Origin of the sequence: Faecalibacterium sp. OF03-6AC (assembly GCF_003478175.1) — a bacterium.
Lineage (GTDB): Bacteria > Bacillota > Clostridia > Oscillospirales > Ruminococcaceae > Faecalibacterium > Faecalibacterium taiwanense.
The window spans coordinates 108,466-123,216 of sequence record NZ_QUEN01000006.1 but is presented as its reverse complement, the minus strand read 5'-3'; the positions used below and the strand labels follow the sequence as shown (position 1 = coordinate 123,216).

14 protein-coding genes and 2 pseudogenes are annotated in these 14,751 nt (G+C 56.4%); 13 read left to right on the top strand and 3 right to left on the bottom strand.

The window, feature by feature from the left end:
* Nucleotides 1-60 precede the first annotated feature (60 nt).
* Complete coding sequence (locus tag DXA66_RS08675) at nucleotides 61-1,011, bottom strand: RluA family pseudouridine synthase (protein ID WP_118528225.1); 951 nt, start codon at nucleotides 1,009-1,011, stop codon at nucleotides 61-63.
* Between the two features lie 104 nt (nucleotides 1,012-1,115).
* Here DXA66_RS08675 and DXA66_RS08670 point away from each other — a divergent pair, with 104 nt between their 5' ends.
* The 7 genes from DXA66_RS08670 (at nucleotide 1,116) to DXA66_RS08635 (ending at nucleotide 9,804) form a co-directional block, all read left to right on the top strand.
* A complete protein-coding gene (locus tag DXA66_RS08670; protein ID WP_118528223.1) occupies nucleotides 1,116-1,832 on the top strand; it encodes a hypothetical protein in 717 nt (238 codons plus the stop codon).
* 424 nt (nucleotides 1,833-2,256) lie between these two features.
* Nucleotides 2,257-4,920 (top strand): alanine--tRNA ligase, encoded by a 2,664-nt coding sequence (gene alaS / locus DXA66_RS08660; RefSeq protein WP_118528219.1) that lies wholly within the window; start codon nucleotides 2,257-2,259, stop codon nucleotides 4,918-4,920.
* Between the two features lie 145 nt (nucleotides 4,921-5,065).
* Nucleotides 5,066-5,398: a histidine triad nucleotide-binding protein gene (locus DXA66_RS08655; protein WP_005946271.1), complete on the top strand. Its 333-nt coding sequence runs from the start codon at nucleotides 5,066-5,068 to the stop codon at nucleotides 5,396-5,398.
* Nucleotides 5,399-5,424: 26 nt separating this feature from the next.
* Nucleotides 5,425-5,964, top strand: coding sequence for a phosphoribosyltransferase family protein (locus tag DXA66_RS08650; RefSeq protein ID WP_118528217.1), 540 nt, complete (start codon nucleotides 5,425-5,427; stop codon nucleotides 5,962-5,964).
* 90 nt (nucleotides 5,965-6,054) lie between these two features.
* The gene (locus DXA66_RS08645) at nucleotides 6,055-8,082 is read left to right on the top strand and encodes a ComEC/Rec2 family competence protein (protein WP_243089068.1); all 2,028 of its coding nucleotides are present in this window, start codon (nucleotides 6,055-6,057) and stop codon (nucleotides 8,080-8,082) included.
* Nucleotides 8,083-8,164: 82 nt separating this feature from the next.
* Nucleotides 8,165-9,193 (top strand): DNA polymerase III subunit delta, encoded by a 1,029-nt coding sequence (gene holA, locus DXA66_RS08640; protein WP_118528215.1) that lies wholly within the window; start codon nucleotides 8,165-8,167, stop codon nucleotides 9,191-9,193.
* Nucleotides 9,190-9,804, top strand: coding sequence for a toprim domain-containing protein (locus DXA66_RS08635; protein WP_118528213.1), 615 nt, complete (start codon nucleotides 9,190-9,192; stop codon nucleotides 9,802-9,804). Before holA ends, DXA66_RS08635 begins: the two co-directional genes overlap by 4 nt.
* Before the next feature lie 28 nt (nucleotides 9,805-9,832).
* Here the strand turns inward: DXA66_RS08635 and DXA66_RS08630 are convergent, their stop codons facing one another.
* Together DXA66_RS08630 and DXA66_RS08625 are read right to left on the bottom strand one after the other, a co-directional pair.
* On the bottom strand, nucleotides 9,833-10,534 hold the full coding sequence (locus DXA66_RS08630) for a sigma-70 family RNA polymerase sigma factor (protein WP_243089067.1): 702 nt from the start codon (nucleotides 10,532-10,534) through the stop codon (nucleotides 9,833-9,835).
* Between the two features lie 58 nt (nucleotides 10,535-10,592).
* Complete coding sequence (locus DXA66_RS08625) at nucleotides 10,593-11,402, bottom strand: recombinase family protein (protein ID WP_243089066.1); 810 nt, start codon at nucleotides 11,400-11,402, stop codon at nucleotides 10,593-10,595.
* A gap of 159 nt (nucleotides 11,403-11,561) precedes the next feature.
* Here DXA66_RS08625 and DXA66_RS08620 point away from each other — a divergent pair, with 159 nt between their 5' ends.
* From DXA66_RS08620 to DXA66_RS08595, 6 genes and pseudogenes are all read left to right on the top strand, one after another.
* Nucleotides 11,562-12,416: a DUF6017 domain-containing protein gene (locus tag DXA66_RS08620; protein WP_118528209.1), complete on the top strand. Its 855-nt coding sequence runs from the start codon at nucleotides 11,562-11,564 to the stop codon at nucleotides 12,414-12,416.
* Nucleotides 12,416-12,691, top strand: a pseudogene (locus tag DXA66_RS14715) (ParA family protein); the annotation flags it as partial. The gene DXA66_RS08620 and the pseudogene DXA66_RS14715, both read left to right, overlap by 1 nt.
* Nucleotides 12,685-13,041, top strand: a pseudogene (locus DXA66_RS08610) (relaxase); the annotation flags it as partial. The pseudogenes DXA66_RS14715 and DXA66_RS08610, both read left to right, overlap by 7 nt.
* A 35-nt stretch (nucleotides 13,042-13,076) precedes the next feature.
* The gene (locus DXA66_RS08605; protein ID WP_118528207.1) at nucleotides 13,077-13,793 is read left to right on the top strand and encodes a hypothetical protein; all 717 of its coding nucleotides are present in this window, start codon (nucleotides 13,077-13,079) and stop codon (nucleotides 13,791-13,793) included.
* Between the two features lie 89 nt (nucleotides 13,794-13,882).
* A complete protein-coding gene (locus DXA66_RS08600) occupies nucleotides 13,883-14,101 on the top strand; it encodes an HFLK protein (protein ID WP_097793250.1) in 219 nt (72 codons plus the stop codon).
* A gap of 115 nt (nucleotides 14,102-14,216) precedes the next feature.
* The gene (locus DXA66_RS08595; protein ID WP_118528205.1) at nucleotides 14,217-14,744 is read left to right on the top strand and encodes an isochorismatase family protein; all 528 of its coding nucleotides are present in this window, start codon (nucleotides 14,217-14,219) and stop codon (nucleotides 14,742-14,744) included.
* Nucleotides 14,745-14,751 lie beyond the last annotated feature (7 nt).

The window sequence follows — 14,751 nt, the reverse complement described above, 5'->3', positions numbered from 1 at the left end:
GAAGTCCCGGAATACACTTCCGGGATTTCTTTTTTTGCTGTAATTTGTTGTAAAAAAAGCTTATTTCAGGGTCCCGTCCAGTACCTGACTGTAATACCAGGGCTTTGGTGCGCGGAAGGTCTTGCCGCTGAGGAACTCGAAATCCGGCTGGTTGAAGTGGGGCATGGTGAGTTCCCATGCGCACAGGGCCTGATACTTGAGTTTCAGCTCGCGGTTGGCTGTGTTGTTGCCGTATTTGCTGTCGCCCAGAATGGGACAGCCGATGCTGGCCATGTGTGCGCGGATCTGATGGGTGCGGCCGGTGATCAGCTGCACCTTCAGCAGGGCCAGACGGCCGGAGACGGCGATGGTCTCGTACCGGGTCTCCACTTCCTTGGCACCAGGCTGCTTTTCTTCCACGATCTTCACGATGCCGCGGTCCGCGTCCTTGAGCAGATAGCCGCCCAGAGTGGCATCCGGCGGCATCGGACGGCCGAAGGTGACGCAGAGGTAGGTCTTTTTCACTTCGCGGTTCTTGATGGCTGCAAGGAACAGCTCCTCGGCCTCCGGGGTCTTGGCAACGATGACAAGGCCGCTGGTGCCGGTGTCCAGCCGGTGGCACAGCGCCGGGGTGTACAGGTCGTTCTCCCTGTACTCGCCCTGCTGGTTCAGGTAGAGCAGGGTGCGGTTCAGCAGGGTGTCGTCCTCCGGACCATCCACGGCAAGACCGGCGGGCTTGTTCACAACGACGATCTGCGGGCAGTCGTAGACCACCTGTGCCGGGCCGCGGGCGTTCTTCCACGCCGGGCCGTCCACACGCCTGTCCGCATCCAGAACTTCATCCAGAATGAACAGCTTGATCTCGTCACCGGCCATCACGCGGGTGGAAAGCGGCTGCTTTTTGCCGTTCAGCTTGATCTTGTTCTCCCGCAGGGCCTTGTTCAGGCGGCCGGGGGTCAGGGCGGGGTACTGCTGGATTAGATAATTGTCCAGCCGGGTGGGGGCAAGACATTTTACTTTTAAAATTTTCACGGGAAATTCCTCTCTATCTTAAAATCAGTTGCAATAGAATGGGTTCTTGATTCGTTTTTATTGTAGCGGAATAAATCTACCGCGTCAAGAAAGAAGGTATTTTTATGAACCTGAAATATAAGATTCTGGCTGTTCTGGCTGCTGGCATCGCATTGACGGCCTGCGGCGGCTCCGGTGCCCCCGCCAGCGCCCCCGCATCCAGTGTAGTGCCGGCCTCGTCCCATGTGGCAGAAGAAGGCGTTACGGAACCGATCAATCTGCGGACATGGACACTAGATGACCTTGATGACACGCAGACCACCACATTTGTTTCTGCCTCCATTACCTCCGGTGTGCAGAACGGTAAATTGACTGCAAAGGTGTTCGGCTACGACATTTATAAGAAAGAGGAGATTGAAAAGCTTGCTGTCGGCGATAAGATCGCCTTCCATGAAGAGGGTGCGGCGCAGGATCAATGTGTGACAACCGAGGTGAAAAGCATTGAACGGAATGACCAGCACCATCTTGTAAGCATCAACGGCGGCATGGAGCAGCCCGGCGGACTGGACTTGAAGCTGGAGGATGATGACACCTACCGGACGATGACCTTTGACGATTACCCGCTCTATTACGAGATGGGAGAAAAGACGATGCCGCTGGCAGAGGATGTAGTGCTGAAGGACAGTTCTGCCGACCCGCAGGCCGAAGCCGTGGAGACTACGGGTGCGGATGCGGTGGCAGCAGCGATCAATGCAGACCCCGATAACTGGACCACCTATAATACCACGCTGGTGGTGCAGGGCGGCAAGGTGCTGGAGGTGCGCCGCATCTGGGTGCCGTAAATTTTGCTCAAAACCGTTGACAAACGTTTTGCGTATGCTATAATTTAGCTGTACGCAAAGGGGCATTGTGTCTGCTTTGCGGAATGTAAAATTATGACAGATGGCAATGATGGGGTCAGAAATGCACACCGCCGTTCAGAGAGAGCGCTTCCAGCTGCAAGGCGTTCCGGTCGGTTCCATTTTGCGCCGCCCCGGAGCTTCCGGCGACACAAGTCGGACGCAGCGCAGCGTTAACGCGCCGAAAGCGGCAGGGGACACATTTTATCCTTTGCAATTTGGGTGGTACCACGGAGTTTGATGCACAAGCAGCCTTCGTCCCTTTTGGGATGAGGGCTGCTTTTTGTTTTTTCACCGTGCCGCCCCTCTGCCATAACAGCATAAAAACGGCGCCTGAGCGCCAAAGACGATTGAGGAGAGAAAACTTATGCAATGGACCGGTTTGAATGAACTGCGTGAAAAGTACCTGAGCTTCTTTGAGAGCAAGGGCCACCTGCGTCTGGACAGCTTCCCGCTGGTGCCCAAGAACGACCCCAGCCTGCTGCTGATCAACAGCGGCATGGCCCCCATGAAAAAGTGGTTTCTGGCTCAGGAAGAGCCGCCCCGTCACCGCGTGACCACCTGCCAGAAGTGCATCCGCACCCCGGATATCGAGCGTGTTGGCATCACTGCCCGCCACGGCACCTTCTTTGAGATGCTGGGCAACTTCTCCTTCCAGGATTACTTCAAAGAGGAGGTCATTCCTTGGGCATGGGAGTTCCTGACTTCTGACGAGTGGATGGCCATTCCGAAGGACCGCCTGCACATCTCTGTGTACGAAGAGGACGACGAGGCTTACGATATCTGGACCAAGAAGGTGGGCATCGCCCCTGACCACATGGTGCGTCTTGGCAAGGAAGACAACTTCTGGGAGCATGGCTCCGGCCCGTGCGGCCCCTGCTCCGAGATCTACTTTGACCGCGGCCCCGAGTACGGCTGCGGCAAGCCGACCTGCGGCGTGGGCTGCGACTGCGACCGCTATATGGAGATCTGGAATCTGGTGTTCAGCCAGTTCGACGCCGACGGCAAGGGCCACTACGAGCGTCTGGCACGCCCCAACATCGATACCGGCATGGGTCTGGAGCGTCTGGCCTGCGTGATGCAGGGCGTGGGTAATCTGTTTGAGGTCGATACCGTCCAGAGCGTGCTGCATCATGTGGAGCACATCGCCAACAAGACCTACGGCGAGGACGACAAGACCGATATTTCCATCCGCGTCATCACCGACCACATCCGCAGCTGCACCTTCATGGTGTCCGACGGCATCCTGCCCTCCAACGAGGGCCGCGGCTATGTGCTGCGCCGCCTGTTGCGCCGTGCTGCCCGCCATGGCCGTATGCTGGGCATCACTCACCCGTTCCTGGTGGAGCTGGTGGAGACTGTCATCCAGTCCAGCGAGACCGCATACCCTGAGCTGCGCGAGCACGATGCTTATATCAAGAAGGTCATCGGCACCGAGGAGGCAAACTTTGCCCGCACCATTGATGCCGGCATGAACATCCTGAACAACATGATCGACGGTCTGGAAAAGGCACATGAGCATCTGCTGAAGGGTCTGGATGTGTTCAAGCTGAACGATACCTTCGGCTTCCCGCTGGATCTGACCAAGGAGATCGCTGCAGAGCAGGGCATTGAGATCGACGAGGAAGGCTTCCACGCCGAAATGACCAAGCAGAAGGAGCGTGCCCGTGCAGAGCGCCTGAAGAAGAACATCTCCGGCTGGAGCGAGGATCTGTTCGGTGCGCTGGATGCAGAGCCCACCGTCTTTACCGGCTACGAGACCCTGAACGACACCGGTGTTGTGGTCGCCCTGAGCGACGAGGAGACCCTGACCGATGCCATTGCTACCGACGAGAAAGCGAAGGACGGCGTGCTGGTGGTTCTGGATAAGACTCCCTTCTACGCTGAGATGGGCGGTCAGGCTGCGGACCACGGCATGCTGAACAGCGCCGACTGCAGCCTGCGCGTGCTGGATGTGAAGAAGACCCCCAAGGGATACTACGTCCACACCTGCGTGCTGGAGAGCGGCATCGTGAAGGTGGGCGACCACCTGACCGCTCAGGTGGATAAGGAATACCGCATGGCCATTGCCCGCAACCACACCGCCACCCATCTGCTGCAGGCAGCTCTGCGTGAAGTGCTGGGCGACCACGTCCATCAGGCAGGCTCCTATCAGGATGCAGAGATCACTCACTTCGACTTTACCCACTTCAGCGCTGTCACTCCCGAGGAGCTGGCCCGCGTGCAGAAGATCGTGAACGACAAGATCTACGAGTCCATGAACGTCACCGTCCGGGAAATGCCCATTGAGGAAGCCAAGAAGCTGGGTGCAATGGCTCTGTTCGGCGAAAAGTACGGCAAGGTCGTGCGTGTTGTGGACATCGAGGGTTGGTCTACCGAGTTCTGCGGCGGCACCCACGTGAAGAACACCGCCCAGATCGGCGGCTTCAAGATCGTGAGCGAGGCCTCCGTTGCTGCGGGCATCCGCCGTATCGAGGCTGTCACCGGCCGCAACCTGCTGATCCGTGCAAACCTGCAGGAGGCTATGCTGCATACCGTGGCAAACACCCTGAAGGCAAATAACGTGACCGCTCTGCCCGTCCGTGCCGAGGCCGTGATGGCTGAGAACAAGGCTCTGGCCAAGGAGCTGGAAGAGATCAAGGCACAGGTCGCCGCTTCCAAGGTGACCAGCCTGTTCGACAACGCCGAGGAGATCGGCGGTGTGAAGATCGCTTCTGCATACTTCACCGGCACCACCGGCGACACCCTGCGCGGCATGTGCGATACCATCCGCGACAAGGCTGTGAAGCCCGCTGTGGCGGTTCTGGTGGGCAAGGCTGAGGATAAGATCACCATGGCTGTCACTGTGACCAAACAGGCACAGGAAAAGGGCCTGAAGGCCGGTGCTCTGGTCAAGGAGATCGCTGCCATTGCCGGCGGCAAGGGCGGCGGCAAGCCGGACTTTGCAATGGCCGGCCTGAAGGACGAGACCAAGATCGACGAAGCTCTGGCTGCTGTCGGCGCCATCGTCAAGAAGGCTCTGGGCGAATAAGAAAACGGGTTCGCCCTCTCCGTCAGCGCTGACGCGCTGCCAAAGTTTATGGTTTTGCCAAGGGCTCTCTCTTTGGGAGAGCTGGACGCAAAGCGGCCTGAGAGGGCGGGGACGTTTATAAAATATCAGGAAGGAGTTGTTTCCCATGGAAGATTGTCTGTTCTGTATGATCGCGGAGGGGAAAATCCCCTCCAAGAAGCTGTACGAGGACGAGCAGGTGGTGGCGTTTTACGACATCAACCCGCAGGCCAAGGTGCACTTTCTGGTGGTGCCCAAAAAGCACATTGTCTCTGCCGCTGCGCTGACCGAAGAGGACGGCGCACTGCTGGGCCATATCTTTGCAGTGATCGCAAAGCTGGCTGCGGAGCAGGGCCTGAACAACGGCTACCGCGTCATCTCCAATGTTGGCGAGGACGCAGGCCAGACCGTGAAACATCTGCATTTCCATGTTCTGGGCGGCGAAAAGCTGCCTGTCTGATTCCAATAAAAAGGGAGCGTTGAATTATGGCTGAGACCTATACTCTGCACGTTGCAGGCCTGACCCGTGAGCTGACCATCTGCAAGGTGAATGACCACATGGACATTGCTGCTTTTATCATGCTGGGTGATGCCGAGCTGACCGTGGCTGCTGCCGCTGAACTGCTGAAGAAGTGCCCGGATTTTGATATCCTGCTGACCGCCGAGGCAAAGGGCATCCCTCTGGCACACGAGATGAGCCGCCAGAGCGGCAAGCCCTACGTCTGCGCACGCAAGGGCGAAAAGCTGTATATGACCGACCCCGTGGTGGTGGAGGATCAGTCCATTACCACCGCCGGCAAGCAGAAGCTGGTCATCGACCGCAAGGAGCTGGACAAGATGAGCGGCAAGCGCGTTCTGGTGGTGGACGATGTCATTTCCACCGGCGGTTCGCTCAAGGCTCTGGATGCGCTGGCTGAGCGGACCCAGTGCACCATTGTGGGTCAGGCCGCTGTTCTGGCCGAGGGCGATGCAGCTGAGCGCAAGGATATCATCTTCCTTGAGCCGCTGCCCCTGTTCTTCCACTAAGCTGCAATGCGCCGCCCGCTCTGCGTTTTCTGCGCTGGAATGCTGGGTGTGGAGTTAGTGTGTGCTTTTTTGCCGCAAACGGAGCTTTTTGTGCCGTTTGCGGCATTTTTTGTTGCCGTTTGTCTGGTGCTGTGCATCTTTGATGCTGCCCGCAAAGCAGCGCTCTGCATCCTGCTGGGTGCTGTTGTGGGTATGGCATCGGTGCTGCACACGGCAAACCGGCTGGAGCGCATCCGTGTGCAGTATGCAGGCCGTCCGCTGATGCTGACCGCAGAGGTGGAAAGCACGGCGGATTCCTACGATCCCGGTATCGTGGATGCGGTTTTGCATGTAGAGAAAGTGAACGGCAGCGCGGCATCCTTCCGGGTGGAGTGCAGTGCTTTGCCGGAGTGCAAAGCCGGGGAAAGGGTGCAGGGAAGATTTATACTGTCGGCCCCGGCATCCGGAAGCCGGGTCAGCCTGTATGCGGACGGCATCGCTCTGCAGGCGGAAATGGACGAGGACGGGCCGGAGCTTACAGTTCTGGGCGAAAGCGGCAGCTTCCGCGCCCGCACCCACCGCCTGCAGCAAAGGCTCAGTGCGTCGCTGCGCCGCCGTATGGACGGCAAGACCGGCGGTGTGCTGGCTGCCATGACTACCGGCGACCGGAGTTATCTGTCTTCGGCCATGCGCAGCGCCTACCGGGGCGCGGGTCTTGCCCATGTGCTGGTGGTAAGCGGAATGCATGTGTCCATTTTGTGCGGTGATATCCTCAGCACACTCCTGCCCTACGAGTGGGAGCAGAGCTACCGCAGGCGCAGACGCCGGGCGGTATTCCGAAGTCTGCTGGCCTTTTTGCTGATGGGCGTGACCGGCTTCACACCCTCGGTATGCCGCGCCGCAGTGGCGGTCTGGGTCGGTGCACTGGGTGTGTGGCTGTACGGCCCGCCGGATACCCTTACCTCTCTGGCGGTGGCAGGTATCGTTATGACCGCAGGCAACAGCTATGCAGTGTGCGATATCGGCTTTGAACTTTCGTTTGCGGCGGTGGTGGGCACGGTGGCAGGCGGTGTGTGCATCCGCCGCGCCCGGGATGCGTGGTACCGCCAGTTCTGGAAAAACGCGAAAAATCCGGTGAAGCGCCCATGGTATTTCAAACTGCCGGAACGTCTTTGGGGCCTTGCGGAAAGCATTTGCATCTCGTTTTGTGCTTCGGTGGCCACATTCCCGGTGCTGGTGCTGCGCGGGCTGAGTGTGAGCATTTATGCGGTGGCATCCAGCGTGGCGGTGCTGTGGCTCATCCAGCCCATGATGCTGCTGGGCCTTGGCACGGCCTTTGCCGGCCTGGTACCCGCTCTTGCTCCGCTGTATGGGGTGCTGTCCGCAGCGTCTGCGGCGTTGACCGGCCTGCTCGACCGCTGGGCCGTCTGGATCTCTGCAAAACCGGGCGCGGGAATCTACTTCGATACGGCCTATGCAGCCATCGTGTGTCTGGTGCTGATCCTGTTGGGCTGGCTGGCGTTCCACTGGAGAGTACGGCTGCGGGTGGCAGGACCATGCATCCTGCTGGCGGCAGCTGTTTCCATCGGGCTGGGCAATGCTCTCAGCCGGGATGTGGTGCACATCGACCTTGTAGGCAGCGCCAACGCGCCGGCAGTGGTCGTCACCCAGAACGATACCGCCGTGGTGCTGTTCCGGGGCGGAGCTTCTGCCCAGAACGCAGTGGAAAACCAGCTTGCCCGACGGGGCGTGCAGACTGTGGAGCTTGTGGCAGACCTGCGTACAAACCCTAAAACGGCCTGTACACTGGAAGCAGAGCGGACACTTCCGGCAGCAGAAATGGCGGTGAACACAGCACAAAAGCTGCGGTGCACACCGGCTCTGGTAGAAATGCTGCGCACCCGGAATGGCTGTCTTGTGCGGCTGACTGTGGGCAACCGGCAGTTTGCCGTGGTCAATGAAACTGTAGAACTGGCAAAACAGGTCACAGTGCAGTGGCTGCTGGCATCCCCTGCAAAGCCAGATGCTGTGCAGTATAAAAATGTTCTGGCCCTGCGCAGCTATGACTGGATGGACAACAGAAAAGAACGGGCGGCATCCATCAGCCTGCGGCGGCGCGGCGGGCTGAAACTGCACTGATGCTTTGCAATCCGGGCCGAGTGTGGTACAATAACATTTGCTATAAGTATAGTACCAGCTACAGCAGAAAGGGGAGAGCCGTTTGGCAACGGAAGCAAAATTGCGGCAGCTGGCCGACAAGGGCTGTCCGGTATATTATTTTTATTCCAGCGAGCGGTATCTTGTCCGGCAGGCGATCACGGCCATCACCCGCATCCTGACCGCAGACAGCGACGAGGATGCCACGGTTCTGGATGGAGCTGCGCCGGAGATCGAACAGCTCATCATGGCGGCGGGCACCATCTCATTTTTTGGTACCCGGCGTGTGGTGGTGCTGCCGGAGATCGACCCTGCAGCTTACAGTGACAAGGATCTGGAAGAGCTGAACAGCACCCTTTCCAGTCTGGAAAATGCTGTGGTGGTGCTGGGAAGTGTGTTTGAACTGGAGCGCAGCAAGCTCAAAACAGGCAAGCGCGCACAGAAGCTGATCGCGCAGTGCAAGGCGCTTGGCTACACCGAAGAATTGGCTAAGCCCAAGCCCTTTGAACTGAAAATGATGATGATCGACCGCGCAAAGGAGCAGAAAACCACCCTGCCGGACGGCGCAGCGGCGGCGCTGCTGGAGCGCTGCGGCGAGGATCCGTTCCTTTTGGAAAATGAGGTGGACAAACTCTGTGCATTGTCCGGGTATCAGACGGTCACGGCAGCGATGGTGGCGGAAATGGGCACGGTCAGTCTGGAAGCAGACGTGTTCGAGATGATCCGCATGATCACGACCAAAAACGCCACAGGTGCCTGCAAAAAGCTGCAGACTTTGCTGCGCCTGCAGCAGGAGCCCATTGCCATTACAGCGGCCATGATCGGCAGCTATGTGGATCTGTACCGGGTCAAGCTGGGGGCAGCAAAACGGAAAAATTACAGCACGGTATTCAAGGATTTTGGCTATAAGGGCAGTGATTACCGGCTCAAGCGGTCGACCGAAACAGCCTCGCATTACACGCTGGGCCAGATCGAAAACTGTATGCAGGTGCTGCTGGAACTGGACCAGAGCCTGAAAAGCCAGCCTACCGATGACCAGATCCTGCTGGAAACAGCGCTGTGCCGGTTGGCAATGGCGGGGAGCGGACGATGAAGGAAAACGAAATGATCCATACCAGCCGGGTGCTCATTGTGGAGGGCAAGTACGATGCGGCCCGGCTCTCCCATCTGACCGATGCCATGATCCTGCTGACGGATGGCTTTGGCATTTACAGCGACAAAAAGCGCCAGCAGCTGTTCAAAGCGCTGGCGCAGAAAAACGGCCTGATCCTGCTGACGGATTCGGACGCAGCAGGCTTCCGCATCCGCACCTACATCACCAATCTGGTGGGAGAAAAGAATGTGGTTCAGGCTTACGTGCCCGCGATCCACGGCAAGGAAAAGCGCAAGGAACAGCCCGGCAAGGAGGGCCTGCTGGGGGTCGAGGGCGTGGACGATGCCATTGTTCTACAGGCGCTGCGGGATGCCCTTGGCGCTGAGGCGGGTGCCGCAGCGGCCCGCCCGGAAGGACGGCAGATTACCTATACCGACCTCTACGAGTGGGGGCTTTCCGGCAGGCCGGGCAGCGCCGAGCGCAAGGCAAAGCTTCTGAACGCGCTGGGCCTGCCGCCGCGTCTTTCCAAAAAGGAACTGGTGGAAGCGCTGAACCGACTGTATACTTTTGAACAATTGGACGAACTGCAGCTGAAAATTCTGGACAGCTGACTGCATGGCGCAGGGGTGAGCACACCGTTCACCTCTGCGCTGTTTTTGTGCTCGGAACATCCCACCGCTGGCGCAGAAGTTCCAGCGCATGAGTTTCCAGACGGGAAACATAGCTGCGGCTGATGTCCAGCAGTTTTGCAGTTTCCAGCTGGGTCAGCGGCGGCTGGCCGGAAAGACCATACCGCAGCAGAATGATCTGTCGCTCCCTGGCGGGCAGGCCGTCCAGCAGCTGCCGCATCCGGCGGATATCGTCCTGCGTTTCGCAGGTGTCCTCCATGCAGAAGCTGTCCTGCAGCACATCGGCCAGCGTCAGCGCAGAGTCACCATCTGATTCCAGCGCTTCCTGCAGCGAGACGGTCCCGCCGGTTTTGCGGTTCCGGCGGAACTGCATCCGGATCTCATTTTCAATGCACCGGCTGGCGTAGGTGGAAAAGCGTGCCCGACGGTCAGAGTCGAAGGTGTCTACCGCTTTCATCAGGCCGATGGTGCCGATGGAAATAAGGTCGTCCTGATCGCCGGGCAGGGCGTAGTATTTTTTTACGATGTGTGCCACCAGACGCAGATTGTGCCGGATCAGTTTTTCCCGTGCGGCAGGGTCACCGGCACGCAGTGCGGCAAAGGTTTCGTTTTCCTCCCGGGCAGAGAGGGGCCGCGGGAAGCTGCCGCTTTCCAGATGAAGCGCCAGGACCAGAAACTTTGTGGCAAAAAATTGCAGAAGAGATAAAAACATGCCGACCCCTCCCCATAGTATCATAAACGGTTACTGTAATCTATGAAGGAGGGCTTGCCTATTTTCCTGACAACGATGCGAACAGCTCCGCTTCGTTGTCCATAAAATACGGATAAGCGTCCTTGTCTGCAATGAGGTAGACGGGATTCTGCAAAATAGACTTGATGGAAAACCGGGTGAACGAACGCCCGGTTTTTGTTTTGATGCCCTGCCGCAGCAGTTCGGTCTCGGTCATGGTCAGGGAATCGTACTGCTCGTAGAGGTCAAAAATTTTGTAGATGATCTCTGCTTCGTCCGGCAGCAGCTTGAGCTTGCAGGCCTTTTTGGTCTTGCCGTCCACCGTGATGCTCTTGACGCTCTCGGAAGCATAGCCCGTGGGGGTCGTGCCGCCCAGCCAGCGCCCGGTCTTTGCCAATTCGTGCATGTTGTCCCGGATGCGCTCCGCAATGGTCTCGCGCTCCAGCTGACTGAATACCGATGCGATGTACATCATCGCGCGGCCCATGGGGCTGGACGTGTCAAAACTTTCCCGGATGGACACAAAGTCGATGCCCAGCCGTCCCAGTTCTTCAATCAGGCTGGAAAAGTCGCTGATGTTGCGGCTGATGCGGTCCAGACGGTAGACCACAATGGCCTTGAATTTCCGGTCCTTGGCCGCAGTCATCATCTTTTTGAAATCTGGGCGGTTCAGGTTGCCGCCGGAAAAGCCCTCGTCCTCAAAGACAACGGCATGTTCCGCAGCGGCATCGCCGTAGTGAGTGCAGATATATTCGCGGCAGAGGTCGATCTGATTTCCGATACTTTCGCCCTTGCCGGTATAGCGGGATTTGCGGGAATAGATGGCAATGGTGTCGGCAGTTTTGGCCATGAGATACTCCTTTCCTGTTGTCCGGTGGCCGTAGATGCGGCTATTGTAGCATGGCAGGCCATCTTTGCAAAGAAAAATAACGATAGTCATACATATTTCATCATACTACGAACGGAGGTGTCAAGGATGTGACAAGGCAGAACAAGCGAGGAAATCAGGATGCTTGACTATTTCTATGGGCAGTCGGGCGAGATGTTCTCGTATTTCCGGGTGCCCAAAATTTTATTCCGGGACATAAAATTCAAGGACCTGTCCACTGATGCCAAAACGCTGTACGGCATCCTGTTGGACCGCATGAGCCTGTCCGTGAAAAACGGTTGGCTGGATGAGCAGGGGAGAGTGTATATCATCTTCCCCGTGCAGGCGGTCATGGATGCGCTGGGATGTGCAGACAATAAAGCAACCAAGCTGTTCCGGGAACTGGAACAGTGCGGGCTGGTGGAACGCAAGCGGCGAGGCCTTGGCAAACCCAACCTGATTTATGTCAAAAACTTTGCAGACCCGCGTTTCCGGAATCGTGAAAAGAACGGTTCCGGTGCCGCGGATTCAGCGCAGCCGGAGGCGGCAAAATCACGAGGAAATAAGACTGAGTGGAATAAAACCGAGGGGAGTGAACCTGATCCTTTCTCTTCCGATGCGGAAAGCGAACCAGATGAGCGCACACGGCTGGAAGCGTATTTTATGCAGTCGTTGGAGGTGGACTTGCTGCTCCGGGTCTGCCCGGATGAGGAGGACACCATCCATCAAATCGTGAATCTTCTGGTGGATACCTGCTCTTCGAAACGCAGAATGCTGCGGGTGGCAGGGGATGACAAGCCTGCGGAGGTCGTGCGCAGCCGATTCATGAAGCTGAATGCAGACCATATCCGCTTTGTGCTGAAGTGTCTTGCAGAAAGTACCGCACCGGTCCGGAACATGAAGCAGTATCTGCTGGCTGCACTCTACAATGCACCCACGACCATGCAGCTTTATTACCAGAACCAAACCAATCATGATTTATCGAACAGGGGGTGATGAAAATGTCGAAAAAAGCAACCACGATTGCCATCGTCAATCAGAAAGGCGGAACCGGCAAAACCACGACCTGCGAAAATCTGGGCGTGGGGCTTGCACGGGAAGGCAAAAAGGTGCTGCTGGTGGATGCCGACCCGCAGGGGTCGCTTACCATAGTTGCTTCGCTCCTATGGCCAGTTGTGCGCACTGCATGCGGATTCATAGTTGTCCGCTGCGCAGACATTGCCATCAGCATGGGCTGGCAGCAGCCCGATGAACTGCCTGTTACGCTTTCTATGCGCGATGGGCGAAGCGGTACAACCTGAAGGAGATGTCCAAGACGCTGATTTTTCTGCAGGAAAACAAAATCGGGAGTATGGATGAAATGGAAGAACAGGTGCGTGCTGCAACGATGCGCTATCACGAACTGGGCGACTCCATCAAAGCTGCGGAAGCGCGGATGGCAGAAATTGCGGTAATGAAAACGCACATTATCAACTATGCCAAAACAAGGTCCATCTATGAGGCCTATCGAAAAGCAGGATATAGCAAGCGATTCTTGGAAGCAAATCGGGAGAGCATTGCGTTGCACAAGGCGGCCAAAGCGGCTTTCGATGAGGCTGGGCTGAAAAAACTTCCGAAGGTAGCCTTAAACAAACGGTGCATGGAGCACCGATTATTGTGGACGATCTGACAAATACAAGATTCAGTCAACATGCGATCGAAACAATCAAGAATGATGATTTTGGGATTGCAGAGCATTTGGTAAACTATCCGGCTGTTGTGATCAGTGCAAATGAAGATGTCAAAGCTGTTGCACCGGAAGTGATTCGCCGGACAGTGATCTGTCGTGTTCAGGCAGGACTGACCAACACAGAAGTGATGAGCAGCAATATTGTGCGTACGGTTCAGCGGGAGGTTGGGACGGCACTTTATCGGGAATATCTGCGACAGATGCTTGAAATTGTTCCGGAATTGCTGGAATTGATGAAAGATGATGAACAAGATGAAGCGCCTGATATTCTGAAAGCATCGTCACAGGTCCTTATGAATATTTTTAAAGAGTATGGGCCGGAAACGCTGCCAGAATATATTCGAGTTTTGAGTCTTGAGGATTATTTCAGCGAGAAAGTAACGGGAAGCTACGCAATAAAAACAATTCAAAATGCATGGAAAACCAGCAAGGATTCATTTGAAATTTATCCCCGAACAAATGAACTCTGCTATAATGCGGGTGCGACATATGAGGCCGACAGAATTTTGAAAGAATTGCCAGAGACATTGGAAGTACGTAAGTCCAGAGACTGCCTGATGATGAATCTGGAGGAGGCGCAGAAGTTCTTTGGTATCACTTTTAAGAAATCGTTATTTCCATGGCTTTCAAAGATTTTTGCATAAAATGCTTTGAAAGAGATGCTTGTTGGACATCACTTTCGATAAAATGAACCTCAGAAGGGAAAAAATATATTTCTGAGGAGAACAAAACAATGTCAAACGGTGATTATGGCTACTTCGGCAAGGGCGATACGGGCTATGCCCAGTACATGACGGCGTTCAACCGCAACTTCGGCGGCTCGTCCGGCGGCGGTGGTGGTGGCGGAAACCACAACAACAATGGCGGTGGCGGCGGGGACGGCAGCGGATGCGGCTGCCTGATCGCTATTGCAGTGGTCGTGGTGCTGATCCTGATCGTCTTGGGTGGCTGAATCAATCCCTGCAGGTGAAACACAGGTTTTCCCTGTGGGGATTTTTTGAATCCGCTTGTAGAAAGCAACGGTCTATGGTAGGATGAAACCAAAGATACACAGGAGGGGCTTACACATGGTTTTACTGGTTGTGGATACACAGAAAGGTATCGTGGATGAACGCCTGTATGCGTTTGAAAAGTTTGTCAGCAACATCAAGGAGCTGATCCGGACTGCCCGCGAACAGGGAATCGAGGTCGTCTATGTCCAGCATGACGATGGGCCCGGTACAGGCTTTTCCATCGGAGACGATGAATTTGAGGTCTATTCCGGGTTTGCACCGCTGCTGACTGAAAAACGGTTCGTCAAAACCGTATGCAGTGCGTTCAAAAAAGAAAGCGGTCTGCTGGAATATCTGACGAAAAAGGGCGAAAAAGATGTGATGGTCTGCGGCATCATGACCGACTTCTGCATCAATGCAACGGTGGAGGCGGGCTCTGAGCATGGCCTGCACATGATCGTCCCTGCCTATGCAAATTCCACGCAGGACAACGAGTACATGACAGGGGAGCAGAGCTACCACTATTACAATGAATTCCTCTGGCCGGACCGCTATGCCGATTGTGTGCCCATGGACAAGGCGCTGGAGCTGCTCAAAAAGTGAGGTGTTT

Excerpts from the sequence above, each read along its gene's own strand:
- DXA66_RS08650 (WP_118528217.1), top strand. The coding sequence starts at position 5,425 with ATGGCTGAGACCTATACTCTGCACGTTGCAGGCCTGACCCGTGAGCTG.
- DXA66_RS08670 (WP_118528223.1), top strand. The coding sequence starts at position 1,116 with ATGAACCTGAAATATAAGATTCTGGCTGTTCTGGCTGCTGGCATCGCA.
- DXA66_RS08620 (WP_118528209.1), top strand. The coding sequence starts at position 11,562 with ATGCTTGACTATTTCTATGGGCAGTCGGGCGAGATGTTCTCGTATTTC.
- DXA66_RS08630 (WP_243089067.1), bottom strand. The coding sequence starts at position 10,534 with ATGTTTTTATCTCTTCTGCAATTTTTTGCCACAAAGTTTCTGGTCCTG.
- DXA66_RS08600 (WP_097793250.1), top strand. The coding sequence starts at position 13,883 with ATGTCAAACGGTGATTATGGCTACTTCGGCAAGGGCGATACGGGCTAT.
- DXA66_RS08635 (WP_118528213.1), top strand. The coding sequence starts at position 9,190 with ATGAAGGAAAACGAAATGATCCATACCAGCCGGGTGCTCATTGTGGAG.
- DXA66_RS08625 (WP_243089066.1), bottom strand. The coding sequence starts at position 11,402 with ATGGCCAAAACTGCCGACACCATTGCCATCTATTCCCGCAAATCCCGC.
- DXA66_RS08655 (WP_005946271.1), top strand. The coding sequence starts at position 5,066 with ATGGAAGATTGTCTGTTCTGTATGATCGCGGAGGGGAAAATCCCCTCC.
- alaS (WP_118528219.1), top strand. The coding sequence starts at position 2,257 with ATGCAATGGACCGGTTTGAATGAACTGCGTGAAAAGTACCTGAGCTTC.
- DXA66_RS08595 (WP_118528205.1), top strand. The coding sequence starts at position 14,217 with ATGGTTTTACTGGTTGTGGATACACAGAAAGGTATCGTGGATGAACGC.